Below are 26139 nucleotides of genomic sequence, written 5' to 3'. Positions count from 1 at the left end.
CGGGTGCTATTCGACGCGTCGCAGCGCGTCGGCCGGCCGCAGCCTGGAGGCCCGCCAGCCGCCGAACGCTCCCGCGATCAGCCCGCCGGCCACGGCGAGGGCGACCGCCACGGCGATGGTGGTGAGGCTGACCGGTGCGGTGAGCGCCACCTCCAGGGACTTCGCGGCCTGCCGGCCGGGGCCTCCGAGGCCGCCCCCGCCGCCGAACCTGGCGCCGAGACCCTCGCCGCCCCCGCCGGAGCCGCCGAGCTGCGCCTGCAGGGTCGGGCTGACGGCGGTCACCGCGTACGCGCCCGCCAGGCCGAGCGCGATGCCGAGGGCGCCGCCGACCAGTCCGTTGACGACGGCCTCGCCGACCACCTGCCGGGTCACCCGGCCGGACCTCCAGCCCAGCGCCTTGAGCGTGCCGAACTCGCGGACCCGGCGGGAGACCGCCGAGGAGGTCAGCAGCCCGGCGACCAGGAACGCGGCCACCAGCACCGTGATCGACAGCCACTTGCCGACGGTGGTGGCCAGGTCGGAGGCGGTGGACAGCGAGCCGGAGACGGTCTTCGCCAGGTCGGCGGAGGTGGTGACCGTGGTCCCCGAGACGTTCTTCTGGATGGCGCTCTTGACGGAACCGATCTCCTGGGAGTCGGTCGCCTTGACGTAGATCGTCGTGACCTTGTCCTTGTTGTCGCTGAGCGTCTGCGCCTGCTTCAGCGGCATGTACAGGTTGGCCGCCGCGTCACCGCTGTCGGCGGTCGCGATGCCGATCACCTCGTACTTCACGCCCTTGACGGTGACCGTGCCGCCGACCTTGAGCTTCTTCTCCTTTGCGTACGCGGAGTCGGCGACGACGACCTTCGCGTCCGTCTCGGTGGTCCTGAAGGTACGGCCGCTGGTGATCTTCGAGGAGGTCAGCGGGCCGAGCGCCGGCTGGGTGACGTCGGTGCCGTAGACCGTGTACTGGTTGACGTCGAAGTCGGCGCCGCCGCCGACGACCTTGCCCTGGGGGGGCTGGCCGCCCTCGAACCGCTTGCCGCCGGTGCTCTGGTCCTGCTGGAACTTGCCGCGGGTGAACTGGCCGTCGACCTTCACCACGCGCAGGCTCAGCCCGCCGACGGCGGACGACACGCCCTTCTGGTCCGCGACCTTGGTGACCGTCGAGGTGGGCAGGGTGGTGAAGCCCTGCGCCATGACCACGTCGCTGCTCTGCGACGAGTCGTCGCCGTCGCCCTTGGCGCCGAACTTGAAGCGCGGCCGCTGCGCGCCGTCGCCGTCCGGGTTCGCCGCCTTGGTGACGGTCATGTCCGTGCCCAGCCCGTACAGCGACTGCAGGACCTTGTCCTGGGCCTTGCCCATGCCGTTGGACACGGAGTTGACCACGATGACCAGCGCGATGCCCAGCGCGAGGCCGGAGGCGACGACGAGGGCCGCCTTTCTGCGGCGGCGCAGCTCGCGCCTCAGGTAGGTGAAGAACATGCGCCGCAAGGTAGGGACGCAGCGTGATGAAGGGATAAGGCCGTCATCAGAGAACCATGAGAAGGGACTGTGAGAGACACGGCCCCGACATGACCGATGCCGCCCCGGAGGGCGGCATCGGCACGGAGACTGACGGCGGATCAGACGGCGGAGCCGGCCTTCCACTGCGCCCAGCTCATGTTCCAGCCGTTGAGGCCGTTGTCCGGGGAGACCGTCTTGTCGCCGGTGTTCTGCACGACCACGACGTCACCGATCAGCGAGTGGCCGTAGAACCAGGCGGCCGGCGTGCTGGAGTCGCCCGCGCCCTTGACGTCCTGCAGGCCCACACAGCCGTGGCTGGTGTTGACGTTGCCGAACACGGACGGCGCGCCCCAGTAGTTGCCGTGGATGAAGGTGCCGGACGTCGTCAGACGCATGGCGTGCGGCACGTCCTTGATGTCGTACTCGCCCTTGCCGTCGTCGTCGGTGAAGCCCACCGTCGCACCGTTCATCCGGGTCTGCTGGAACTTCTCGGAGATCACCATCTGGCCCTCGTAGGTGGTGTGCTCGGGGGCGCCGGCGGAGATCGGGATGGTCTTGACGACCTTGCCGTCGTGCGTGACCTTCATCTGCTTGGTCTTCGCGTCGACGTAGGAGACCTGGTTGCGGCCGATGTGGAAGGTGACCGTCTTCTGCTGGACGCCGTAGACGCCCGGGGCGCCCTGGACGCCGTCGAGGGCGAGCTTCAGCGTCACGGTGGAGTTCTCCTGCCAGTACTGCTCGGGCCGGCAGTCCATGCGCTGCGTGCCGAACCAGTGGCAGGCGACCTCCTGGCCGCTGGAGGAGGTGACGGTGATGCCCTTCTGGACGGCCGCCTTGTTGGTGATCGCCTTGTCGAAGTTGATCGACACCGGCATGCCCACGCCGACCGTGGTGCCGTTGTCCGGCGTGAAGGAGCCGATGAAGCTGTGCGCCGGGGCGACCGTGGTGAAGGAGGCGTTCTCGTGGGCGGCACGGCCCTTGGCGTCCGTGGCGGTCGCGGCGATCTTGTAGGTGGTGGCGCGGTCGAGCTGGGCGCCCGGCTTCCAGCTCGTCTTGTCCGCGGATATCTCACCCGGGACGGCCTTGCCGTCGACCGTCGTCATGGTGACGTTCGTCAGCGTGCCCTTGGCGACCGTGACGACGGCGGAGTTGTTGATGGAGGCGTTGTCGGAGCCGTCCGCCGGTGTGATCTTGATCTGGGCTTCCGACGACTGCTGCGCAGCCGCCTTGTCGGCCTTTGCCTGCGAGGTGTCGCCGCCGTTCTTGCCGGCCGCGTTGCCGCTGCCGGAACAGGCCGAGAGCACCAGCACACCGCCGAGCAGTGCGGACGGGGCCATCAGGGCCCTGCGCCGCTTACTGTTCGTCATCAAACGCTTCTCCATCGTTGCGAATTCCCCAAGACCCCACGCGTCCCCCGTCGCGATTCATCAACGCTACGACCGTTTCGTCCGGTTCCCGAGGCCGCACTGATGTGTGCCTCGCCACGTCCGCCGGGACGGTCGGGCGGGTGGGCGAGTGGGCGTCGGGTGGTGCGCGTGCCGGTCGCCATCATCCTCGCCGGGCCCGGGGTGCGGCGAACCGGGGTGGCACCTGGCATGTCGTGCGATCCGTGGCCGGTCCGGGCGTTCGCCGGCTCCGCCGTCTCGCCTTCGCCGATCAGTACGAGCGGACCCGCCGATTCCGCCAGGCCACCACTGTGTTGTCTGTCACATGCTGCCGACAACTCTCGCCAATCCCCGTTGAACGGTGCCTCGTCGGTGCCTCGTCGGTGCCTCCGGCCACAGGAGCCCCGAGGGTTCAAACCTCCCGTGACTTTCCCGTGACCCACCACTTTCACTAACATCAGCTCAGCCCACACGGCCAATTCACCAGCGCCACAAGGGGATCGATATTCCGTGTCATCCGCTCGCCGCACGTTGCTGACCGCCACCGCCGCGGGCACCCTGCTGGGCGCCCTGTGGTTCGTCCCCTCCGCGAACGCGACGGACGCGTCGGCCAGAGCGGTGACCTCGGCGGAGTCGACGGCGCACGTCACCGAGCAGGGGCGGGCCGCCTCGACGTCCGTGGCGGCGCGGGCGATCACGGGGCCTGGCTCGCGGGCCGGGACCCAGGCGGGTTCCCCGTCCACGGACGGAACCGAACTCGCCGACACGGGAAGCGTCGACACCACTCCCTACGTCGCCGGCGGCACGCTCTTCCTCGCCGTCGGCGCCGGCTTCGTCGTGTACTCGGTGCGCCGGGAACGCCTCGGCTTCTGACGTTCCCGGCGCCGGCACCGGCAGCCGCCGGTGCGACCCGCGCCCGCCGGTGCGGGCCGACGCGGGCCGACGCGGGCCCGGCCTACTGAAGCGGGCCGGTGACGGTCTCCGCCGCGGCGACCAGGCGGCCGTCGCGCACGAAGGCGTCGGCGGCGGCGAGGTCGGGGGCCAGGAAGCGGTCCGGGCCGGGACCGCCCACGCCCGCCTCCCGGGCGGCGTCGATCACCGCCCGGCTCGCGGGAGCCGGGGTCAGGCCCTCGCGCAGCTCGACGGCGCGTGCGGCCGCGTACAGCTCGATGGCGATGATCCGGGTCAGATTGTCGACGGCCGTGCGCAGCTTGCGCGCCGCCGACCAGCCCATGGAGACGTGGTCCTCCTGCATGGCGGAGGACGGGATGGAGTCCGCGGACGCCGGTACGGCCAGCCGCTTCATCTCGCTGACCAGCGCGGCCTGCGTGTACTGGGCGATCATCAGGCCGGAGTCCACGCCGGCGTCGTCGGCGAGGAACGGCGGCAGGCCGTGGCTGCGGTTCTTGTCGAGCAGCCGGTCGGTGCGGCGCTCGGCGATGGAGCCGAGGTCGGCGGCGGCGATGGCGAGGAAGTCCAGGACGTAGGCGACCGGGGCACCGTGGAAGTTGCCGTTGGACTCCACCCGTCCTCCCCCAGTGCTGAACGCCTGGGAGGTGCCCCCAGGCAGCACCACCGGGTTGTCCACGGCGGAGGCGAGCTCGCGGTCGGCGACCAGGCGGGCGTGCGCGAGGGTGTCCCGGCCGGCGCCGGCGACCTGCGGGGCGCAGCGCACCGAGTAGGCGTCCTGGACGCGCGGTGCGTCGTCCTGGTGGTGGCCGGTGAGGCCCGAGCCCTTCAGCACGGCCAGCATGTTGGCGGCGCTGGCGCCCTGGCCGGGGTGCGGGCGGATGGCGTGCAGCTCGGGGGCGAGGACCTTGTCCGTGCCGAGGAGCCCCTCCAGCGACAGGGCGGCGGTGATGTCGGCGGACTTGTAGAGGGTGTCGAGGTCGGCGAGGGCCATGATCAGCATGCCGAGCATGCCGTCGGTGCCGTTGAGCAGGGCCAGGCCCTCCTTCTCGCGCAGCTCGACGGGCTGGATGCCGTGCTCGGCGAGGAGTTCGGCCGCCGGGCGGACGGTCCCGTCCGGGCCCTCGGCGTCGCCCTCGCCCATGAGCGTGAGGGCACAGTGGGACAGCGGGGCGAGGTCGCCGGAACAGCCGAGCGAGCCGTACTCGTGCACGACCGGGGTGATCCCGGCGTTGAGGACGTCGGCCATGGTCTGCGCGACCTCGGGGCGCACACCGGTGTGCCCGGAGCAGACGGTCTTCAGGCGCAGGAACATCAGCGCCCGTACGACCTCGCGCTCCACCCTCGGGCCCATGCCGGCGGCGTGCGAGCGGACGATGTTGCGCTGCAGCCGGGTGCGCAGCTCCTGGCTGATGTGCCGGGTCGCGAGGGCGCCGAAGCCGGTGCTGACGCCGTAGACGGGGTCGGGCTTGGCCGCCAGCGCTTCCACGACCTCCCGGGCCGCCGCGAGGGCCGCCACCGCCTCCCCGGAGAGCTCGACCCGCGCGCCGCCGCGCGCCACGGCGAGAACGTCGGACGCGGTGACACCGGATGTCCCCACCACCACTGTGTGCATATCCATATTCAGGAGCGTACGCAGTGAATGCGGAGATGTCACTAGTGGGTGCCGGGTGCACCCCTTACCACGCGGGTGACCCACGCCACGGGCACGTACGCGCACCGCGTCACGGCCGGCGGCCGCGGAAGCGACGCCGCTCGCCCGCGCCCCGCGGCTCGGGAGTGGGCTCGTCGGCCAGGCGGACCACCGGATCCTCCGGTCCCTCCCGGCCGGCGACCACCGGCCGGTCGGCGCGCAGCGCCTTCGCCCGGTACTGCGCGGCGTCGGCGAGCCGGAACAGCCGCCGGGCCGACGGCACCGGCCCGATCGCGTCCTCGGTCGAGGCCACCCCGCAGGCGACGCCCTCCCCCAGCTCCAGCTCGGCGGCGCGCCGGCACAGCTCGTCGGCCGCCTTGACCACCTCGTCGGCGGGCGAGCCGACCGAGAGCAGACAGAACTCGTCCCCGCCCAGGCGGGCCGCGAGGGCACCGGGCACCATCGCACCGCACAGCGACAGCACGGACCCGAACCGCTCGAGCAGCCGGTCGCCGACGGCGTGACCGAGGGTGTCGTTGACCCGCTTGAGGCCGTTGAGGTCGCAGACGACGAGACTGACCACGGTCCCGTCCGCGCGGTGCCGATCGATGGCCTCCTCCAGCCTCACGTCGACGGCCCGGCGGTTGGCGAGCCCAGTGAGCGCGTCGGTGAAGGCCAGCCTGCGGGCCTCCTCCAGCCGCTCGGTCTGCGCCAGGCCCGCGGCCACCACGGCGGCCAGGACGGTGGCGAAGTCGGCGTCGGCGCGGTCGAAGAAGGGGTCGCCGGACGAGCGGGCGACATACAGCTCGCCCCAGGCGCGTCCGTGCTGCACGATCGGCGCGACCACGCAGCAGCCCCGGCCGCGCCGCCGCAGGGCCGCGACCCGCTGGTGGCAGTAGCCGGGGCGGCCGGCCGCGGGTCCCTCGGCGGCCTCCACCCAGGCGTCCGGCTCACCGCCCGCGGCCCACCGCTCGTGCAGGAACTCCGTGATCTCCGGGAACTGGTGCACGGGGTAGGTCTCGTCCTCGGGGAACTCCTCCTCCCCGGGCGCGCGGTCCCCCACGTTCACCAGGACCCGCAGCCGGCCGCGGTCGCGCTCCCACACCGACAGCGCGGCGAAACTCCCCTCCAGCGCCCGGCAGGCGCCGAGCGCCGCCGCCCGCCACGACTCACGCGGAGTGTGCGCCGCGGCCATCCCCTGCGCCAACGCCACGACGGCGGCCAGCCGCCTGTTCTCGCCCATTCCCCCAGGCTAGGGATGTTTTGCACAATCCGGGACATTGATGCGCCTGTCGGTGGGCCGCACCGCCTGCCCGCTCAGAAGCGGACACGCCGCGCCCGCCCGAGAACCGACGCGCCGCGGTCACTCGCCCGGCCAGCGCGGGGCGCGCTTCTCGTTGAAGGCGGCGACGCCCTCCGCCCGGTCCGCCGAGAACGCCACCGACCGCCAGGCCGCGTCCTCCACCTCCAGGCCGGTCCGCAGATCCAGCCCGTGCCCGAGGCGCAGGGCACGCTTGGCCGCGCGCAGGCCGACCGGCGAGTTCGCGGCCATCCGGGAGGCCAGCTCCAGGGCCTCCGCCCGGTCGCGGCCCTCGTCGACCAGCTGGTCCACGAGCCCCAGCTCGTGCGCCTCGGCGGCCTCCAGGCGGCGTGCCGTGAAGACCAGCTCGGCCGCCCGCGCGGCACCCACCCGCCGCGGCAGCAGCTGCGTACCGCCGCCGCCCGGGATCACCCCGACGGACACCTCCGGCAGCCCCACCACGGCCGTACGGTCGGCCACGATCACATCGCAGGACAACGCCAGCTCGAACCCGCCGCCGAGCGCGAACCCGTGCACCGCGGCGATCGTGGGCATCGGCAGCTCCAGTACGCCGGTGTACGCCCCGCGTGCGACCGGCCGCTGCTTCATCAGGTCCGCGTCGCTGAAGGAGTTCCGCTCCTTCAGGTCGGCCCCGACGCAGAACGCCCGCTCGTGCGACGAGGACACGACGACGACGCGCGCGTCACGGTCGGCGGCGAGCGCGGCGCACGCTCCGGCGATCGAGCGGGCCATGTCCGTCGACACGGCGTTCATGGCCTTGGGCCGGTCGAGGACGAGCTCCGCGACGTACTCGTGCCGCCGCACCAGCACGAACTCCCCGAACCGCTCCTCGCTCATGACACCCTCCGGGTTAACGCGGGTTAACGACGTACGCCCCGATCATGGCAGCCGCGCCCCTGGAGGGAAAGGGGCCGCTTGTCGAGCACCGACCCCCCGTTCGAGTGACATCCCGCCCAACTCCCGCGAACTCCGCGCGCCACCGCATAACGTGCGTGCGCCACGGCGCACAGGGGGCGCGCACCGGGAGGACGGCGATGACGAAGGACACGACCTCGGTTCAGCAGGACGACACCGGCATACGTGCGAACCCGGCTCGGCAGGGCGGAGACGGCGCGCCGGGCACGGGTGCTCGCCCACAGGGCACCACCGGCCCACAGGACACCACCGGCCCGCGAGGCACCACCGGCCCGCGAGGCACCAGCTCGCCGGCGCCGTCGCCCGGCCCGCGCCTGCGCGGGCGGCACCGTCGGCCCCGGCCCCGCAAGGTGCTGCTCGTCGCCGGCGGGCTCGCGCTGGCCGCCGGTGCGCTGAGCCTCGTACGGCTGGCACCCGAGTACGCGGGCGGCGGTCCGGGCGCGGCCGAGCCCCACGCGGACGCCCGCGCGGGCGACGGCACCGGCCGGTCGGCCGGTGTCTCGGCCACCGTCGGCGCCGGCCCGGCGGCGCTGCCCTCGGCGACCGTGCCCATGGGCGGCACGAGCGACACGGCGGGCCCGGAGGCGAGCCGCGCGCCGTCGGCGTCCCCGTCCGTGGCCGCCGCCGTCCCGCCCTCGGCCCTCCCGGACACCACGACCGGCACCACGCCCGCGCCGGACACCGTGCCCACGACCGTCCCCGAGGACCCGAACCCGCCGGCGACCGCGAACCCGCCGGCCCGGAACCCCACCGGCCACTCCCGGCCGCCCGCCACCACACGCCCCGCACCGCGGCCCACGCCCGCCCCGAGCCGCAGCTCGCACGCCCCGGAGACCCCGCCGCCCTCGTCCGGCGGCGCAGGCCTGTGTCTCCCGATCGTCGGACTGTGCGTCGGGATCGGCTGATCACCGGTGAACCGGGCGACGAGGCGGACAGACGGCGGACCGAGCGGCGGACCGAGCGGTGGACCAGGCGGTGAAGCGGACGGCGAACCCGATGGCGGCCGGGGGCGGCGGTCAGGTCGTCCGCTCGTCCCGCCGGGTGAGCAGCCAGGGTTCGACCACGCCCAGTCCGCGCACCGGGCGCTGCCACATCGGCTGGAGGGCGAAGCGGTACGTCGGCGGCTCCTCGCCCTCCTTCTCCGCGGCGGCCGCGGCCTCGGCCGCCTCCGCCTCGGACGCCGGGGCGTCACGCGAACGGGTCAGGTCCTCGGCGAAGGCGCTGTCGACGAGCACGGCGTCGCGCGGGGCTATCGAGGTCAGGCGGGAGGCGAGGTTGACGGTCGTGCCGAAGACATCGCCCATGCGGGTGGTCACCGTGCCGAACGCCATGCCCACCCGCAGCTCGGGCATCGTCTCGTCGTTCTCCATCGTCTCGACCAGACGCAGGGCGATGTCCGCGGCCGTGCCGGCGTCGTCGGCCACGTACAGCACCTCGTCGCCGAGCGTCTTGATCAGCCGCCCGCCGCGCGCCGCCACCAGGTCGGCGGCCGTGGTCTCGAAGGCCTCGACCAGCTCGCCGAGCTCCTCCTCCTCCATCCGGCGGGTCAGCCGGGTGAAACCGACCAGGTCGGCGAAGGCCACGGCCAGCCGGCGGTCGACCATCTCCTCGTCGTCGGCGGCCTGCACCACCCGCCCCGCCGAGGCGGCGAGCTGGCGGCGCCAGACGTAGACCAGGAACTCCTCCAGCTCGGGCAGGAGCAGCTCCACGATCGGGTACGTCACCTCGGTGCGCGTCATGCCCGGCTCGGGCGGCTCGGTCAGCCCCTCCAGGAAGGAGTCCATCTGCCATTCGGCCAACCGGGCGGTGGTCTGCCCGGTGGACCGCGCCACCTGCACGGCCATGGCCTCGCTGAGCAGCCCCGCCTCCACCAGACCGGCGAGTCGGCGCAGGGCCAGCACGTCGGCCTCCGTCAGCGCCTTGGCCTGGCCGATGTCGGCGAAGCCCATGGCCCGCCAGAAGCGGGAGGCGAGTTCCATCGAGACGCCGGCGCTGCGGGCCGCCTGGAAGGGGGTGTAGCGCCGCTCCGCGCCCAGGATGAGATGTTCGAGACGCAGCGCGAGCGGGTCCTCGCCGGGGTCGGCGGCGTGGGGGTCCACCCGGCCGTCCGCGTCCGTGCCGGAGCCCGAGTCGTCGACGGTCACGCCTGCTGCCCTTCCGATCTGCCGCGGTCAGGTTCGACCGGCCTCAACTCTACGGCAGGTGTGCGCCAGCTCACTCGGTCAGGTCGGGCCGTGAGGTGACCTGACCGGCGATTACGCGGCGAGCGCACGCCCGTGTACCCGTGCACGGCCGTACGTACCCCTGCGCGCCCGTACGCGGTGAGGGCATCCGCTCCCCGCACAGCCACCCGATCCCAGGTTCACGCGGGCCGCAAGTGGACGATGTCCCCCGCCCCGACCGGCTCCTGCACCCCGTCCTCGGTCGCCAGGACCAGACGGCCGTCGCCGTCCAGCGCGACCGCCTCGCCCACCAGCGACCGCTCGCCCGGCAGTTCGGCACGCACCCGGCGCCCCAGGGTCGCGCAGCCCGCCGCGTACGCCTCCTGAAGGCCGCTGTCGACCGGGTCGCCGCCGGCGGCCCGCCACCGCCCGTACCAGTCCTCCAGCGAGCGCAGGACACCGCGCAGCAGCGGATCGCGGTCCGTGCTCACCGCCCCGGCCAGGGCCAGCGAACCGGCCTGCGGTACGGGCAGCTCGTCCGCCCGGAGCGTGACGTTGACGCCGACGCCGATGACCACACCGCCGTCCCCGGCCCGTTCCGCCAGGATGCCGCCGGCCTTGCGCTCCTCGTCGCCGACCGTCACGAGCAGGTCGTTCGGCCACTTCAGCGCCATGTCCACCCCGGCGGCCCGGGCCAGCCCGGTGGCCACCGCGACACCGGTGAGCAGCGGCAGCCAGCCCCAGCGGGCGACCGGCACGTCGGTGGGCCTGAGCAGCACGGAGAAGAAGAGACCGGAACGGGCGGGCGCGGTCCACCTGCGATCCAGGCGGCCCCGGCCGGCGGTCTGCTCCTCGGCGACCAGCACGGCGCCCTCGCCCGCCTTGCCCGCCTCGGCGCGGGCCACCAGGTCGGCGTTGGTGGAACCGGTGCGCTGCACCACATCCACCTCGGACCACAGGCCGCCCTCGCGGACCAGTCCGCGCCGCAGCGCGGTGGCGTTCAGGGGCGGGCGGTCCAGGTCCGACCAGCGGCCGCCTCCCGAGGACTCGCCGGAGCTCTCGGGATTCTCGGAGTTCCCGGAGTTCTCGGAGTTCCCGGAGTTCCCGGGGCTGTTGTCTGCTGCATCTCGCGGCGTCATGCAAGCCACCCTAGGTGTGGCAAACACCGCACTGCCGAACCGTGGGGGTGACACTACGCTACGGATGAGTAACCGTCCCCCCTTTTGAGCAGGCAGGGAGCCGCATCCCGATGTCCGAGCCGGAAGAGCGTCACGAGATCCAAGGGATCGACATCCACACGACCGCGGGCAAGCTCGCGGATCTTCAGCGCCGCATCGAGGAAGCGACGCACGCCGGCTCGGAACGCGCCGTGGAGAAGCAGCACGCCAAGGGCAAGCTGACCGCCCGAGAGCGCATCGCGCTCCTGCTGGACGAGGACTCCTTCGTCGAGCTCGACGAGTTCACCCGGCACCGCTCCACCAACTTCGGCCTGGAGAAGACCCGCCCCTACGGCGACGGCGTCGTCACCGGCTACGGCACGGTCGACGGCCGCCCCGTCGCCGTCTTCTCCCAGGACTTCACCGTCTTCGGCGGCGCGCTCGGCGAGATCTACGGCCAGAAGATCGCCAAGGTGATGGACTTCGCCCTGAAGACCGGCTGCCCCGTCGTCGGCATCAACGACTCCGGCGGCGCCCGCATCCAGGAAGGCGTCGCCTCGCTGGGCGCCTACGGCGAGATCTTCCGCCGCAACACCCACGCCTCCGGCGTCATCCCCCAGATCTCCCTGGTCGTCGGCCCCTGCGCGGGCGGCGCGGTCTACTCCCCCGCCATCACCGACTTCACCGTCATGGTCGACCAGACCAGCCACATGTTCATCACCGGCCCCGACGTCATCAAGACCGTCACCGGCGAGGACGTCGGCTTCGAGGAACTCGGCGGCGCCCGCACCCACAACTCCGCCTCCGGCGTGGCCCACCACATGGCCGGCGACGAGAAGGACGCCATCGACTACGTCAAGCAGCTGCTGTCCTACCTGCCCTCCAACAACCTCTCCGAGCCCCCCGTCTTCCCCGAGGAGGCGGACCTGACCATCACGGACGAGGACCTGGAGCTGGACAGCCTGGTGCCGGACTCGGCGAACCAGCCCTACGACATGCACTCGGTGATCGAGCACATCCTCGACGACGCCGAGTTCTTCGAGACCCAGCCACTGTTCGCCCCGAACATCCTCACCGGCTTCGGCCGGGTCGAGGGCCACCCGGTCGGGATCGTCGCCAACCAGCCCATGCAGTTCGCCGGCTGCCTGGACATCGACGCATCCGAGAAGGCCGCCCGGTTCGTGCGCACCTGCGACGCCTTCAACGTCCCCGTGCTCACCTTCGTCGACGTGCCCGGCTTCCTGCCCGGCGTGGACCAGGAACACGACGGCATCATCCGCCGCGGCGCCAAACTGATCTTCGCCTACGCCGAGGCCACCGTCCCCCTGATCACCGTCATCACCCGCAAGGCCTTCGGCGGCGCCTACGACGTCATGGGCTCCAAGCACCTGGGCGCCGACCTCAACCTGGCCTGGCCCACCGCCCAGATCGCCGTCATGGGCGCCCAGGGCGCCGTCAACATCCTGCACCGCCGCACCATCGCCGAGGCCGGCGACGACGCCGACGCCACCCGCGCCCGCCTCATCCAGGAGTACGAGGACACCCTCCTCAACCCCTACATCGCCGCCGAGCACGGCTACATCGACACGGTGATCATGCCCTCCCACACCCGCTCCCACATCGTCCGCGGCCTGCGCCAGCTGCGCACCAAACGCGAGTCCCTGCCCCCGAAGAAGCACGGCAACATCCCCCTGTAAGGAGTCGCTGTGATCAAGGTCGTACGAGGCAACCCCACCCCCGAGGAGCTCGCCGCCGCCCTGGCGGTGGTCAGGGCACGCGCCGCGGCGGCGGCCACCGCGCCGTCCGGCGCGCCCGGCCCGAGGGACTCCTGGGCCGACCCGTCCCGCATCGCCGCCCACCGTGTCCCGCGGCCGGGCCCGGCCTCCTGGGCGCGCACCTACTGGCCCGCCTGAGCCGTCCGCACCACGCGGCGGGGTCCGGCCGACTTGAGTACGCGTACTCAGGCGCCGGACCCGCCCGCCGCCGCACCATCGGGGAATGCTGTGGTCCGACCCCGAGAACGAGCCGCCGAAGGAACTGCGCGACATGCAGGCGATGCTGCGTCGGCTGGGCGTTCTCGTGGCGTTGGCCATGGTGCTGGCGATGTTCGTGATCGGAGTGAGGTGAGCCCCGAGGCCCGCATGGATACTCTGACCGCATGACTGACCAGCCGCGCCGCCGCCTCGTTCTCGCCTCGAAGTCCCCCGCCCGGCTCGGGCTGCTCCGGCAGGCCGGGATGGACCCCGAGGTCGTCGTCAGCGGGGTCGACGAGGACGCGATCACCGCGCCCACCCCCGCCGAGCTGGCGCTGGCGCTGGCCGAGGCGAAGGCCTCCGTGGTGGCGGCGAAGCCGGAGATCCGGGGCGCCCTGGTGATCGGCTGCGACTCGGTGCTCGACCTGGACGGCCAGGCGCTCGGCAAGCCCGCCGACGCCGAGGAGGCGACGGCCCGCTGGAAGACGATGCGCGGACGGGCCGGGACCCTCCAGACCGGGCACAGCATCTGGGACACGGCCGGCGGGCGGCACGCCTCGGCGGTCGCGTCCACGGTGGTGCACTTCGGGGAGCCGACGGACGAGGAGATCGCCGCGTACGTCGCCTCGGGTGAGCCGCTCTACGTCGCCGGCGCCTTCACCCTGGACGGCCGGTCGGCCCCTTTCATCGACCGCATCGACGGCGACCACGGCAACGTCATCGGCATCAGCCTGCCCCTGGTGCGCCGGCTGCTGGCCGATCTGGGCGTCCCGATCACCGAGTTGTGGTCGCCTGCCGACGGCGACTGACGCCGCTCAGGAGGCGCTGGGCTCCCCCGGAGGGGCGACCGGCGGGACGGGAGCGGGCGCGCCGCTCTTCGGGGCGCCCTCGGCGCCGTCGGGCCCGTCGGCGGGCACACCCTCCTCGCGGTCGTACGTCATCAGCAGCAGCACGATGAGCGCGAGCACGACGACCATGAACAGGAACGCCGTCCAGCCCATCGGCCCCCAGGCGAAGGCGCCCAGCAGCCCGTGCACCACGGCCGCGCTGATCAGCAGGATCCGGCCGAGGCCGGCCGGACGGCGGTCCCGCACCGCGACGAGCAGCGCGGCGAGGCCGCACAGGGCGAAGTAGAGGCCGAAGACCACCCCGGCGATCTTCGACGAGGTCGACATCACGTCCGGGTCCAGGCCGGCCAGGGACATCTTCTGCCGGTCGACGACCACCCCGAGGAACCAGTTCACCGCCGCGAAGCCGAGCGCCTCGACGAAGAGCACGACCGCCACGATCCACGCCACCGGTCTGCGTACCACCGGTCCCACCCACCTTCGCCTGCCGCTCCACCCAGGAAGCGCTGTTACCGCGAGTACTGCCCACCCGTCGCCCGACCACCACCCCTCAAGGAGGCCCTTCGGGCCGCGCACTCTCTTCGACATCGCGAACGCTACTAACGGGTAAACACGAGGACAAGGGTCGTGCAGGGGTCGCGCAAGGGCCGTACGGGCGGCAAAGAATCATTGGGCCATTCGTAGGGACTCCACAAAGAAACCAAGTGGGCCGCAGCACGCTCTCACAGAGACCTTGACCACATCAGAGGGCTAGGGTTTCCGGGAGGAACCCTGCGTACCAAGGTGCGACAAGGGGTTTCGCGGGTCGAGCGCGCCTCGAATCACGCTCCGTGTGGGCAAGCTCACCATTGGGGACGGGTCGAAGTGCCGTGTCGGCAGTCCCTAAACTCGGCTTGTTTCAAGGAGGGAGCCTCAATCGTGCGCAAGGTGCTCATCGCCAACCGTGGCGAAATCGCTGTCCGCGTTGCCCGGGCCTGCCGGGACGCCGGGATCGCGAGCGTGGCCGTCTACGCCGACCCCGACCGGGACGCTCTGCACGTCCGCGCCGCGGATGAGGCGTTCGCCCTGGGCGGTGACACCCCCGCCACCAGCTACCTGGACATCGACAAGGTGCTGAAGGCCGCCAAGGAGTCCGGCGCCGACGCCATCCACCCCGGCTACGGCTTCCTCTCCGAGAACGCCGACTTCGCCCAGGCCGTCCTGGACGCCGGCCTGAACTGGATCGGCCCCCCGCCGCAGGCCATCCGCGACCTCGGCGACAAGGTCGCCGCCCGCCACATCGCCCAGCGCGCCGGCGCCCCCCTGGTCGCCGGCACCCCCGACCCCGTCTCCGGCGCCGACGAAGTCGTCGACTTCGCCCGCGAGCACGGCCTGCCGATCGCCATCAAGGCCGCCTTCGGCGGTGGCGGCCGCGGCCTGAAGGTCGCCCGCACCCTGGAAGAAGTCCCCGAGCTTTACGACTCCGCCGTCCGCGAGGCCGTGGCGGCCTTCGGGCGCGGCGAGTGCTTCGTCGAGCGCTACCTCGACCGCCCCCGTCACGTGGAGACCCAGTGCCTGGCGGACAAGCACGGCAACGTGGTCGTCGTCTCCACCCGCGACTGCTCGCTCCAGCGCCGTCACCAGAAGCTGGTCGAGGAGGCCCCGGCGCCGTTCCTGTCCGAGGCGCAGGTCGCCGAGCTCTACCGCGCCTCCAAGGCCATCCTGAAGGAGGCCGGCTACGAGGGCGCCGGCACCTGCGAGTTCCTCGTCGGCCAGGACGGCACGATCTCCTTCCTGGAGGTCAACACCCGCCTCCAGGTCGAGCACCCGGTGACCGAGGAGGTCGCCGGCATCGACCTCGTCCGCGAGATGTTCCGCATCGCCGACGGCGAGGAGCTCGGCTACGACGACCCGGTGCTGCGCGGCCACTCCTTCGAGTTCCGCATCAACGGCGAGGACCCCGGCCGAGGCTTCCTCCCGGCCCCCGGCACGGTGACGAAGTTCGCCGCGCCCTCCGGCCCGGGCGTGCGCCTGGACGCCGGCGTGGAGAGCGGCAGCGTGATCGGCCCCGCCTGGGACTCCCTGCTCGCCAAGCTGATCGTGACGGGCCGCACCCGCAAGGAGGCCCTCGAGCGCGCCGCCCGCGCCCTGGACGAGTTCCAGGTCGAGGGCATGGCCACCGCCATCCCGTTCCACCGTGTGGTCGTACGGGACCCCGCCTTCGCCCCCGAACTCACCGGCTCAACCGACCCCTTCACGGTCCACACCCGCTGGATCGAGACCGAGTTCGTCAACGAGATCAAGCCCTTCACCGCCCCCGCCGACGCCGAGGCGGAGGAGGAGACGGGCCGCGAGACGGTCGTCGTGGAGGTCGGCGGCAAGCGCCTGGAGGTCTCCCTGCCCACCTCCCTGGGCATGTCCCTGGCCCGCACCGGCCTGGCCGCCGGCGCCAAGCCCAAGCGCCGCGCCGCGAAGAAGTCGGGCCCCGTCGCCTCCGGCGACACCCTCGCCTCCCCCATGCAGGGCACCATCGTCAAGGTCGCCGTCGAGGAAGGCCAGGAGGTCAAGGAAGGCGACCTGGTCGTCGTCCTGGAGGCCATGAAGATGGAACAGCCCCTCAACGCCCACAAGGCCGGCACCGTCAAGGGCCTGTCCGCCGAGGTGGGCGCCTCCATCACCTCCGGCGCCTCCATCTGCGACATCAAGGACTGACCCACACCAGCCTCGTGAGGCGCCCGGCCACCCCGCCGGGCGCCTCACTGCTGCATGTCCGCAGGATTCGTCCCACCCACGGCACCGAAACACCCGCTCTGTCCGCCCCTACGCGGCACAAACCCTGCACACACCGCAAGCCCGGCCTCCGGCCGCCCTCGGGGGCTGACAGGAACGCCGCCACCGCAGGCCCCGCGCCGCTGCCCGCCCAGGCCCCAGGCGTCCCCAGCCGCCACCGACGCCCCTCCAGCAGCTATGCCCCTCGGAACCGCTCCACCGGGCCCATCGGCCTCGGGGCAGTTTCGGGCTGGTCGTGGTGCGGTTGTCGGCGGGGCGTCGGGCGCGGCCGGTGGGTACCGCCCACCGCAACGGCCGCCCTCAGCCCCACGCCCCGCATCACACCGGCCGCTCCCGATCCACGCCCGCACCGGCCGTTCCCAGCCCCATGACCCCCGTCGCAACGGCCACTCTCGGACCCCCGACCCCGTCACAGCGGCCGCTCCCCAGCCACCCGCCGTCCACCGCTACCGACGCCCCGCCGGCCACCCCCAACAGCCCCCAGCAGCCCTGCCAGCCCTACCTCGCCCGCCCACCGGCCGACCCACGACTGCCCCAAAGGGCCCGCCGTCCGCGCCGACGGCCATCCGGCTGCTCCCCCCAGCCCCCAGCCCCCGCCGTCGGCCCGCTTCCTTCCCGGCCCTTCACCACCTCCCGCGACCCTCGCGGCCGCGGTCGCCGGGCCTCCGGCCCGTGCCCCCGCCCTCACCGCCTCCGCAGGTCCGCCACCCGGGCTGCTCGCTCCGCTCGGTCCGCGCCCGGTTGTTCGCCCGTCAGAGGGGTTGAGCGGAGGGTGGCGGTCGGGGCGCCGAGCTGGCTGCGACGAGGGCCGGGGACCGGGACGTCGCGGCGGCGGTCGGTGCGGGACGGGGGCTGGTCGCCCACCGGGTTTCCCATCGCGCCGGCCACGGCGATCTGGACGCCCTGGTCCGCCAGGGCCTGGAGTTCGGTGGCCGCGCGGTCGTCGTGGACCGGAGGCTCGTCCGTCACCAGGCGGGTGATGAGGTCGGTCGGAACCGTCTGGAACATGGTGTCCGCGCCGAGCTTGGTGTGGTCGGCGAGGACCACGACCTCCGCGGCGGCCTGGACGAGGGCGCGGTCGACGGAGGCCGACAGCATGTTGGACGTGGACAGGCCCCGCTCGGCCGTCAGGCCGCTCCCGGAGAGGAAGGCCCTCGACACACGCAGGCCCTGGAGCGACTGCTCGGCGCCTGACCCGACGAGGGCGTAGTTGGAGCCGCGGAGGGTGCCGCCGGTCATCACGACCTCGACGCGGTTGGCATGGGCCAGCGCCTGGGCCACCAGCAGGGAGTTGGTCACGACGGTCAGGCCGGGTACCCGGGCCAGACGGCGCGCCAGCTCCTGCGTGGTCGTACCCGCTCCGACCACGATGGCCTCGCCCTCTTCGACGAGGCCCGCGGCGAGGTCGGCGATGGCCGTCTTCTCGGCCGTCGCGAGATGCGACTTCTGCGGGAAGCCGGACTCGCGGGTGAACCCGCCCGGCAGTACCGCACCGCCGTGCCGGCGGTCGAGGAGTCCTTCTGCCTCCAGTGCGCGCACGTCCCGCCGTACGGTCACTTCGGAGGTCTGGACGACGCGGGCGAGTTCACGGAGCGACACGGCACCGTTCGCTCGCACCATTTCGAGGATCAGTTGGCGACGTTCAGCAGCGAACACGAAACTGACAGTAACCCCAGCGACCGTCTGCTTTCAGCGGTTTGCGCCGAATAACAGAAGTTGTTCGCACGCCAGGGCAGGAAGTGGTATAGAGCCGCAACTCCCCGTGACCAGCGGGGAGTCGGATCCGGACGTCAGGCCTCGGCCGCCGTCTTGCGCGTGTGCAGCTGCCGGGCCACCTCGGCGATCGACCCCGAAAGGGACGGGTACACGGTGAACGCGTTCGCGATCTGTTCGACCGTCATATTGTTGTCGACGGCGATCGAGATGGGGTGGATGAGTTCCGAGGCGCGCGGCGCGACGACCACACCGCCGACCACGATGCCCGTGCCCGGACGGCAGAAGATCTTGACGAAGCCGTCCCGGATGCCCTGCATCTTGGCGCGCGGGTTGCGCAGCAGCGGCAGCTTCACACAACGGGCGTCGATCTTGCCCGCGTCCACGTCGGCCTGGCTGTAGCCGACGGTGGCGATCTCGGGGTCGGTGAAGACGTTGGCGGAGACCGTCTTCAGGTTCAGCGGGGCCACCGCGTCGCCGAGGAAGTGGTACATGGCGATACGTCCCTGCATCGCCGCCACGGAGGCCAGCGCGAACACTCCGGTCACGTCACCGGCCGCGTACACGCCCGGAGCCGTCGTCCGCGACACCTTGTCGGTCCAGATGTGACCGGACTCGCGCAGCCTGACGCCGGCCTCCTCGAGCCCCATACCGGCGGAGTTGGGGATGGAGCCGACGGCCATCAGACAGTGCGTCCCGGTGATGACCCGGCCGTCCGCCAGGGTCACCTCCACACGGTCGCCGACCCGCTTGGCCGCGGCGGCGCGCGAGCGGGACATGACGTTCATGCCGCGGCGCCGGAAGACGTCCTCCAGCACGGCCGCCGCGTCCGGGTCCTCACCCGGCAGCACCCGGTCCCGGGAGGACACCAGCGTGACCTTGGACCCCAGCGCCTGGTACGCCCCGGCGAACTCGGCACCGGTGACACCGGAGCCGACCACGATGAGTTCCTCGGGCAGCTCGGTGAGGTCGTAGACCTGGGTCCAGGTGAGGATGCGCTCGCCGTCGGGCTGGGCGTCGGGCAGCTCGCGCGGGTGACCGCCGGTGGCGATGAGCACGGCGTCGGCGGTGAGCGTCTCCTCGCTGCCGTCCGCCGCGGTGACGACGACCTTGCGCGACCCGTCCAGGGCCTGCATGCCCTCCAGCCGCCCCCGCCCGCGCATGACCCGCGCGCCGGCCCGCGTCACCGACGCGGTGATGTCGTGCGACTGGGCGAGCGCCAGCCGCTTCACACGCCGGTTGACCTTGCCCAGGTCGACACCGACCACCCTGGCGGCCTGCTCCAGGGGCGGCGTGTCGTCGGCGACGATGATCCCCAGCTCCTCGTACGAGGAGTCGAAGGTGGTCATCACCTCGGCCGTAGCGATAAGGGTCTTCGACGGCACGCAGTCGGTCAGGACCGACGCCCCGCCCAGACCGTCGCAGTCGACGACGGTCACCTCCGCGCCGAGCTGCGCGGCCACCAGCGCCGCTTCGTATCCGCCGGGTCCGCCACCGATGATCACGATCCGAGTCACGTACTCCATTGTCCCGCACCGTTCAAGGTGACACGTCCCGGGGGGCCGGCCGGGCCCGTTCTGTTACCTACGGGACGGATGAGGCGACCTCCGGGACGCACCCGCGGTGCGGATGAGTCCCTCGCGTCCCTGCCGTACCCTTCGACCCATGTCGCTCTATGCCGCCTACGCCGGCAATCTCGACGCGCGGCTGATGTCCCGCCGCGCCCCGCACTCGCCGCTGCGTGCCACGGGCTGGCTCAACGGCTGGCGGCTGACCTTCGGTGGCGAGCACATGGGCTGGGAGGGTGCGCTGGCGACCCTCGTCGAGGACCCGATCTCCCAGGTCTTCGTGGCGCTCTACGACATCGCCCCGATGGACGAGGAGTCCCTCGACCGCTGGGAGGGCGTCGGCCTGGACGTCTACCGCCGTATGCGCGTACGCGTCCACACGCTCGACGGCGAGGAGCCCGCCTGGGTCTACGTCCTCAACGCCTACGAGGGCGGCCTGCCCTCCGCCCGCTACCTGGGCGAGATCGCGGACGCCGCGGAGTCGGCGGGCGCACCCCACGACTACGTGATGGAGCTGCGCAAACGCCCCTGCTGAGCCGGTCTCGCCCCATAAGCTGAGTGCATCGACGCACCACCGGGAGAGCGCATGGCCCCCACGACCACGTACGAGGTCTACTACACCGTGCAGGCCGCCGCCGCCCGCGACCGCCTCGACGACCGGCAGCGCATCCTGTTCGACAAGGGCATCGCCCTGCTGGCCCGCGACCCGTTCGCGGAAGTGTCCCGGCCCATAAGCTCCACCGGGGACGACCGCACGATCCGGCTCACCCAGAACGTCCTCGTGGAGTACACGGTCAGCCGCGGACGTCTCCTGGTCTTCATCGTCGAGGTGTTCGACGACAAGGACGTCCTCATCACAGACGTCTGAAGCCCCTGCCGGCTTGCCTTCGTGGGAAACGACAAGACAACGATCCCATTCCCGTGAGCTCCCTCATCTACGCGCGTAGGCCAATTCGGGCTACCCTCGTCGCGTGAACGCTTCTCTTCTTCCGGACGACATCCAGGGCGACCCCTACGCCGCCGCCGACGCCGCCGCCACCCGCCTGCGGGAACTCACGGGCGCGGAGACCCACGACGTCGCCCTCGTGATGGGCTCCGGCTGGGCACCGGCCGTCGACGCCCTGGGCGCCCCCGAGGCCGAGTTCCAGGTCACCGAGCTGCCCGGATTCCCGCCGCCGGCCGTCGAGGGCCACGGCGGCAAGATCCGCTCGTACACGATCGGCGACAAGCGCGCCCTGGTCTTCCTCGGCCGCACCCACTACTACGAGGGCCGCGGTGTGGCCGCCGTCGCCCACGGCGTCCGCACGGCCGTCGCCGCCGGCTGCAAGACGATCGTGCTGACCAACGGCTGCGGCGGCCTGCGCGAAGGCATGCGTCCCGGCCAGCCGGTCCTGATCAGCGACCACATCAACCTGACCGCCACCTCCCCCATCGTCGGCGCCAACTTCGTCGACCTGACCGACCTCTACTCCCCCCGCCTGCGCGCCCTGTGCAAGGAGGTCGACTCCACCCTGGAGGAGGGCGTCTACGCCCAGTTCCCCGGCCCGCACTACGAGACGCCGGCCGAGATCCGCATGGCCCGCGTGATCGGCGCGGACCTGGTGGGCATGTCCACGGTCCTGGAAGCGATCGCCGCCCGCGAGGCCGGCGCCGAGGTCCTCGGCATCTCCCTGGTGACCAACCTCGCGGCCGGCATGACCGGCGAGCCCCTCAACCACGAGGAGGTCCTCCAGGCGGGCCGCGACTCCGCCACCCGCATGGGCTCCCTGCTGGCCCAGGTCCTGGACCGCCTGTAGTCCGGCACGCCGGCCGGCGGACACGCGCAGGCACCCCACGGCGGGAGAGCCGCAGACGGACGGAAGCGGGCCGTGGGGGTGCGTCCACAGCCCGCCGCGTACTGCGGTCCTGACGGCCCGGTCCGGCCGAACCGAATTCCGGGCAGTATGTCCGTGTGCGGCGGGCCGGCCGCACCCCCGCGGCCCGCGACGCACAACGCACCGCAGGCGCACCACGGACGACCGGCACCGACACCGGGACCAGCAGGCAGAACGCACCCGGAACAGCACCCACACCACCCCCACCGACACAACACAAGAGCACGAGAGGCTGACGGAAACGTGCACGACGACCTCATCGCACGGGCCAAGGCGTGGCTGGCCGAGGACCCCGACGCGGAGACCCGCGCGGAACTCGCCGAGCTCATCGACGCGGGGAACGTGGAGGAGCTCGCCGCGCGCTTCGCCGGCACCCTCCAGTTCGGCACCGCCGGTCTCCGCGGCGAACTCGGCGCGGGCCCCATGCGCATGAACCGCTCCGTGGTCATCCGCGCGGCCGCCGGCCTCGCCGCGTACCTGAAGAAGCAGGGGACCTCCCACGGGGACGGCACGGCCGGCCTCGTCGTCATCGGCTACGACGCCCGCCACAAGTCGGCGGACTTCGCCCGCGACACCGCCGCCGTCATGACGGGCGCCGGCCTGCGCGCGGCCGTACTCCCCCGCCCCCTCCCCACCCCCGTCCTCGCCTTCGCCATCCGGCACCTCGGCGCGGTCGCCGGCGTGGAGGTCACCGCCAGCCACAACCCGCCCCGCGACAACGGCTACAAGGTCTACCTGGGCGACGGCTCGCAGATCGTGCCGCCCGCGGACGCGGACATCGCCGCCGAGATCGACGCGATCACCACCCTCACCGCCGTCCCCCGCCCGGAGAACGGCTGGGAGACCCTGGACGACTCCGTCCTCGACGCCTACCTGGCCCGTACGGACGCCGTCCTCGCCCCGGGCGCCCCGCGCACGGCCCGCACCGTCTACACGGCGATGCACGGCGTCGGCAAGGACACCCTCCTCGCCGCCTTCGCCCGCGCGGGCTTCCCCGCCCCCGTCCTGGTCGCCGAGCAGGCCGACCCGGACCCGGACTTCCCCACGGTCGCCTTCCCCAACCCGGAGGAGCCGGGGGCGATGGACCTGGCCTTCACCAGGGCCCGCGAGACGAACCCCGACCTGATCATCGCCACCGACCCGGACGCGGACCGCTGCGCGGTGGCCGTGAAGGACGGCGCGGACTGGCGCATGCTCCGCGGCGACGAGGTCGGCGCGCTCCTCGCCGCCCACCTGGTGACCCGCGGTGCGCAGGGCACCTTCGCGGAGTCGATCGTCTCCTCCTCGCTCCTCGGCCGGATCGCCGAGAAGGCTGGCCTGCCCTACGCCCAGACCCTCACCGGCTTCAAGTGGATCGCCCGCGTGGAGGGCCTGCGCTACGGCTACGAGGAGGCCCTCGGCTACTGCGTCGACCCGGACGGCGTACGCGACAAGGACGGCATCACCGCGGCCCTGCTGATCACGGAACTGGCCTCGCACCTCAAGGAGAAGGGCCGTACGCTCCCGGACCTGCTGGACGACCTGGCCGTGGAGCACGGCCTGCACGCGACGGACCAGCTCTCGGTCCGTGTGCAGGATCTGTCACTGATCGCAGCCGCGATGCGCCGCCTGCGCGAGCAGCCGCCGACCGAGCTGGCGGGCCTGCCCATCACCCGCTCCGAGGACCTGACGCGGGGCACGGAGACACTGCCCCCGACCGACGGCCTGCGCTACACCCTCGACGGCGCCCGGGTGATCGTCCGCCCGTCCGGAACGGAACCCAAGCTGAAGTGCTACCTGGAGGTGGTGGTCCCGGTCGCCACCCACGCCGACCTCCCGGCGTCCCGCGCCAGGGCGACGACCCTCCTGGCCACCCTCAAGCAGGACCTGGCGAAGGCCGCGGCCATCTGACGCCGACGGCCGTCCGGCGACAGACGACGGGAGGGACGGGAGGACCGGTGCCGGTGCCACACACCCATGGCACCGGCACCGGTCCTCCGTTCACCCCCCGGCGCCGACGGACCTCAGCCCACCGCCAGCAGGATCGCCAGCACCAACGCGCCCGCCAGGGCGGGACCGGCGATCTCGTAGGCCCAGCGCACCCGCACCTCGCCCTGAGCGCTCTCCGCGTTCTCGCGGGTCTCCTGAAGCTCGCGGAGGTCGGCCATGAACTGGTCGGCCTGCGCACGGATCGGCTCGCTCTCCCCGCCACCGGCCCCCGCGGTGCCGCCGGCGCGCCCGCCCCTTCCGAGGCCGCGCTCCCCGGCGCCGGCGGCCCGCGCCTCCTGCCGGGCGGCCCGCTTGCGCGCCCGGAGGGACACCGGCACCGCCCAGAGCTGGTACTTGGCGCCGGACTTGGCGATCGCCTCGTTGGAGTAGCCGGAGCGCAGGGCGGCGACCTGGCCCCAGGGCAGCACGACCACGCGGAAGGGGTTGCGGATGCGCAGCCGGTCGGCGTTGGCGTACACGGCCGGGCGGAGGGTGAAGGCGATCACCAGGGGCACGGCGAGGATCATCACGGCCAGCGCCAGCCACGGGGTGCGGCCAGTTCCGCTGAACATCGCGTCGAAGCCCAGCCAGAGGATGATGGCGAGCAGGAGGACACCCCCCGCGATGCCTCCGGAGGACCGGTGGACCCGGTCCTGGAACTCGGGGCCCGGTGGCTGCGGCGCGGGGGACTCGTGCTCGGTCGTCATGGCCCCGATTCTGCCCGACGGCCGCCCACCGAAGAGCACGGCCCGGGCACGGCCTCGCCACAGACACGACTCACCCCCGCCCGAACGAACCCGCCCCGCCACGACCGGACCCCGCACCCGGCCCCGGCGACCCCGGCCCGGCACGCACGCAGCCCGGTCCGGCCCGGCACGGACGGAAGCCGGAATCCGGACGGAACCCGGCCGGGCATGGGACCGGACCCGGCTCACCCCCCGGCCCAGAACCCGGCCCGGACCGCAACCACGGACCCTGCACGGCACGGCACGGACGGATCCGCCCGCCACAGCCGAACCCAGGACCCGGGACGGACGGGACCCGGCCCGGCGCGGACGGAATCCGGACCGAACCCGGAATGCGGCGACATCCGGCCCGGCATGGACAGGACCCACCTCCCGGCCGGCTCAGGACCCGGCCCGGGCGACAGCCTCAGACCCGGCACAGCACGGGACGGCACGGCACAGACGCATCCCGCCCGGCACAGGCGGACCTCGGGACCTCGTCAGGGCACAGACGGAACTCGGCCCCGCCCGGCTCCGGCCCCCGCCGGGCTCCGGTCCCGGACACCGCCCGGCGCCCCGGACACCGGCCTCGGGCCTAGCCCGGAACCCGGACGGCCCCCCGCCGGCCTCCGGCCCGAAACCCGTCCCACCCCCGCCCCCGAACCAGCCCCGCAAGCCCCAACCCCGAGCCCCGCCCCCGCGCCCGGACAAAACCCGGGACTGTACAAGCCGCTACGCGCGTAGATATGCTCGCCTGGTGACCATGCCCACCACTGCACCCTCCGCACCCCCCGCGCGGGCTCTCGTCGACGTCACCGCGTCCGACAGCACGCTGCGCCGCTTCCTGCACGGGCTGCCCGGCGTCGACGCGGTCGGCCTGGAGGCGCGCGCCGCCTCGCTCGGGACCCGTTCCATCAAGACCACCGCGAAGGCGTACGCCATCGACCTCGCCATTTCGATGGTCGACCTGACGACGCTGGAAGGCGCGGACACCCCGGGCAAGGTCCGGGCGCTCGGCGCCAAGGCGGTCCACCCCGACCCGACCGACCGTACGACCCCCACCACGGCCGCGGTCTGCGTCTACCCCGACATGGTGGCCGTCGCCAAGGAGGCCGTCGCCGGTTCGGGCGTGAAGGTCGCCTCGGTGGCGACCGCCTTCCCGTCCGGCCGTGCCGCCCTCGACGTCAAGCTGGCCGACGTGCGGGACGCCGTCGCCGCGGGCGCCGACGAGATCGACATGGTCATCGACCGCGGGGCGTTCCTCGCGGGCAAGTACATGAAGGTGTACGACGAGATCGCCGCCGTGAAGGAGACGTGCGGGACGTCCGCCCGGCTGAAGGTCATCTTCGAGACCGGTGAGCTGTCCACGTACGACAACATCCGCCGCGCCTCCTGGCTCGGCATGCTCGCCGGCGCCGACTTCATCAAGACCTCCACCGGCAAGGTCGCCGTCAACGCGACCCCCGCCAACACCCTGCTCATGCTGGAGGCGGTGCGGGACTTCCGCGCCCAGACCGGTGTCCAGGTCGGCGTGAAGCCGGCCGGCGGCATCCGCACCAGCAAGGACGCGATCAAGTTCCTGGTCCTGGTCAACGAGACCGTGGGCGAGGACTGGCTGGACAACCACTGGTTCCGCTTCGGCGCCTCCTCCCTGCTCAACGATCTGCTGATGCAGCGCCAGAAGCTGGCCACCGGCCGCTACTCCGGCCCCGACTACGTGACGGTGGACTGATC

At 72.6% G+C, this 26139-nt stretch carries 23 protein-coding genes; 12 read left to right on the top strand and 11 right to left on the bottom strand.

Going from position 1 to position 26139, the window contains the following annotated elements:
* Positions 1–6: 6 nt before the first annotated feature.
* Together R2S09_RS07750 and R2S09_RS07745 are read right to left on the bottom strand one after the other, a co-directional pair.
* Positions 7–1464, bottom strand: a complete 1458-nt coding sequence (locus R2S09_RS07750; protein WP_316740230.1) for an ABC transporter permease — start codon at positions 1462–1464, stop codon at positions 7–9.
* Between the two features lie 140 nt (positions 1465–1604).
* The gene (locus R2S09_RS07745; protein ID WP_316740229.1) at positions 1605–2852 is read right to left on the bottom strand and encodes an Ig-like domain-containing protein; all 1248 of its coding nucleotides are present in this window, start codon (positions 2850–2852) and stop codon (positions 1605–1607) included.
* A gap of 528 nt (positions 2853–3380) precedes the next feature.
* Between R2S09_RS07745 and R2S09_RS07740 the strand changes: the two genes are divergently transcribed.
* On the top strand, positions 3381–3743 hold the full coding sequence (locus R2S09_RS07740) for an LAETG motif-containing sortase-dependent surface protein (protein ID WP_306186175.1): 363 nt from the start codon (positions 3381–3383) through the stop codon (positions 3741–3743).
* 82 nt (positions 3744–3825) lie between these two features.
* Here R2S09_RS07740 and hutH read toward each other — a convergent pair whose 3' ends face one another.
* From hutH to R2S09_RS07725, 3 genes are all read right to left on the bottom strand, one after another.
* Positions 3826–5394, bottom strand: a complete 1569-nt coding sequence (gene hutH, locus R2S09_RS07735; protein ID WP_316740338.1) for a histidine ammonia-lyase — start codon at positions 5392–5394, stop codon at positions 3826–3828.
* Positions 5395–5503: 109 nt separating this feature from the next.
* Positions 5504–6655, bottom strand: a complete 1152-nt coding sequence (locus R2S09_RS07730) for a GGDEF domain-containing protein (RefSeq protein ID WP_316740228.1) — start codon at positions 6653–6655, stop codon at positions 5504–5506.
* Positions 6656–6775: 120 nt separating this feature from the next.
* Entirely contained in the window at positions 6776–7570 is a 795-nt protein-coding gene (locus R2S09_RS07725) for an enoyl-CoA hydratase/isomerase family protein (protein WP_306186180.1), read from the bottom strand.
* Positions 7571–7767: 197 nt separating this feature from the next.
* Between R2S09_RS07725 and R2S09_RS07720 the strand changes: the two genes are divergently transcribed.
* Positions 7768–8553 carry a hypothetical protein gene (locus R2S09_RS07720; RefSeq protein ID WP_316740227.1) on the top strand — a complete coding sequence of 262 codons (786 nt, stop codon included), beginning with the start codon at positions 7768–7770 and terminating at the stop codon, positions 8551–8553.
* Between the two features lie 111 nt (positions 8554–8664).
* Here R2S09_RS07720 and R2S09_RS07715 read toward each other — a convergent pair whose 3' ends face one another.
* Entirely contained in the window at positions 8665–9792 is a 1128-nt protein-coding gene (locus R2S09_RS07715; RefSeq protein WP_306186184.1) for an adenylate/guanylate cyclase domain-containing protein, read from the bottom strand.
* 218 nt (positions 9793–10010) lie between these two features.
* Positions 10011–10949 (bottom strand): biotin--[acetyl-CoA-carboxylase] ligase, encoded by a 939-nt coding sequence (locus R2S09_RS07710; protein WP_316740226.1) that lies wholly within the window; start codon positions 10947–10949, stop codon positions 10011–10013.
* A gap of 110 nt (positions 10950–11059) precedes the next feature.
* Here R2S09_RS07710 and R2S09_RS07705 point away from each other — a divergent pair, with 110 nt between their 5' ends.
* From R2S09_RS07705 to R2S09_RS07690, 4 genes are all read left to right on the top strand, one after another.
* Positions 11060–12664: an acyl-CoA carboxylase subunit beta gene (locus R2S09_RS07705; RefSeq protein WP_306186188.1), complete on the top strand. Its 1605-nt coding sequence runs from the start codon at positions 11060–11062 to the stop codon at positions 12662–12664.
* Between the two features lie 9 nt (positions 12665–12673).
* Positions 12674–12880 carry an acyl-CoA carboxylase epsilon subunit gene (locus R2S09_RS07700; RefSeq protein ID WP_306186190.1) on the top strand — a complete coding sequence of 69 codons (207 nt, stop codon included), beginning with the start codon at positions 12674–12676 and terminating at the stop codon, positions 12878–12880.
* A gap of 85 nt (positions 12881–12965) precedes the next feature.
* Positions 12966–13094, top strand: a complete 129-nt coding sequence (gene mmpB, locus R2S09_RS07695; RefSeq protein ID WP_306186192.1) for a morphogenic membrane protein MmpB — start codon at positions 12966–12968, stop codon at positions 13092–13094.
* Between the two features lie 31 nt (positions 13095–13125).
* Positions 13126–13749, top strand: a complete 624-nt coding sequence (locus R2S09_RS07690) for a nucleoside triphosphate pyrophosphatase (RefSeq protein ID WP_316740225.1) — start codon at positions 13126–13128, stop codon at positions 13747–13749.
* Positions 13750–13755: 6 nt separating this feature from the next.
* Here the strand turns inward: R2S09_RS07690 and R2S09_RS07685 are convergent, their stop codons facing one another.
* Complete coding sequence (locus R2S09_RS07685; RefSeq protein ID WP_306186196.1) at positions 13756–14253, bottom strand: hypothetical protein; 498 nt, start codon at positions 14251–14253, stop codon at positions 13756–13758.
* A gap of 453 nt (positions 14254–14706) precedes the next feature.
* Here R2S09_RS07685 and R2S09_RS07680 point away from each other — a divergent pair, with 453 nt between their 5' ends.
* On the top strand, positions 14707–16479 hold the full coding sequence (locus R2S09_RS07680) for a biotin carboxylase N-terminal domain-containing protein (protein WP_306186198.1): 1773 nt from the start codon (positions 14707–14709) through the stop codon (positions 16477–16479).
* 762 nt (positions 16480–17241) lie between these two features.
* Here R2S09_RS07680 and R2S09_RS07675 read toward each other — a convergent pair.
* Both R2S09_RS07675 and R2S09_RS07670 read right to left on the bottom strand, forming a co-directional pair.
* Positions 17242–18177 carry a DeoR/GlpR family DNA-binding transcription regulator gene (locus tag R2S09_RS07675; protein ID WP_372337670.1) on the bottom strand — a complete coding sequence of 312 codons (936 nt, stop codon included), beginning with the start codon at positions 18175–18177 and terminating at the stop codon, positions 17242–17244.
* A gap of 170 nt (positions 18178–18347) precedes the next feature.
* Positions 18348–19796: an NAD(P)H-quinone dehydrogenase gene (locus R2S09_RS07670; protein WP_306186201.1), complete on the bottom strand. Its 1449-nt coding sequence runs from the start codon at positions 19794–19796 to the stop codon at positions 18348–18350.
* A gap of 139 nt (positions 19797–19935) precedes the next feature.
* On the opposite strand from R2S09_RS07670, the gene R2S09_RS07665 reads away from it, so the two are divergent.
* The 4 genes from R2S09_RS07665 to R2S09_RS07650 all read left to right on the top strand — a co-directional run bounded on the left by R2S09_RS07665 (position 19936) and on the right by R2S09_RS07650 (position 23602).
* Positions 19936–20373 carry a gamma-glutamylcyclotransferase gene (locus R2S09_RS07665; RefSeq protein WP_306186202.1) on the top strand — a complete coding sequence of 146 codons (438 nt, stop codon included), beginning with the start codon at positions 19936–19938 and terminating at the stop codon, positions 20371–20373.
* Between the two features lie 51 nt (positions 20374–20424).
* Positions 20425–20706, top strand: a complete 282-nt coding sequence (locus tag R2S09_RS07660) for a hypothetical protein (protein WP_316740224.1) — start codon at positions 20425–20427, stop codon at positions 20704–20706.
* A 103-nt stretch (positions 20707–20809) separates the two neighbouring features.
* Entirely contained in the window at positions 20810–21634 is an 825-nt protein-coding gene (locus tag R2S09_RS07655) for a purine-nucleoside phosphorylase (RefSeq protein ID WP_316740223.1), read from the top strand.
* Positions 21635–21955: 321 nt separating this feature from the next.
* The gene (locus R2S09_RS07650; protein ID WP_306186205.1) at positions 21956–23602 is read left to right on the top strand and encodes a phospho-sugar mutase; all 1647 of its coding nucleotides are present in this window, start codon (positions 21956–21958) and stop codon (positions 23600–23602) included.
* Positions 23603–23715: 113 nt separating this feature from the next.
* Here the strand turns inward: R2S09_RS07650 and R2S09_RS07645 are convergent, their stop codons facing one another.
* Positions 23716–24387: a PH domain-containing protein gene (locus R2S09_RS07645; RefSeq protein WP_306186206.1), complete on the bottom strand. Its 672-nt coding sequence runs from the start codon at positions 24385–24387 to the stop codon at positions 23716–23718.
* 781 nt (positions 24388–25168) lie between these two features.
* Between R2S09_RS07645 and deoC the strand changes: the two genes are divergently transcribed.
* Positions 25169–26137, top strand: a complete 969-nt coding sequence (gene deoC / locus R2S09_RS07640) for a deoxyribose-phosphate aldolase (protein ID WP_316740222.1) — start codon at positions 25169–25171, stop codon at positions 26135–26137.
* Positions 26138–26139 lie beyond the last annotated feature (2 nt).

Origin of the sequence: Streptomyces sp. MK7 (genome assembly GCF_032658145.1) — a bacterium.
Taxonomy (GTDB): domain Bacteria; phylum Actinomycetota; class Actinomycetes; order Streptomycetales; family Streptomycetaceae; genus Streptomyces; species Streptomyces spiralis.
This window is presented reverse-complemented; position numbering and strand designations above follow the sequence as displayed.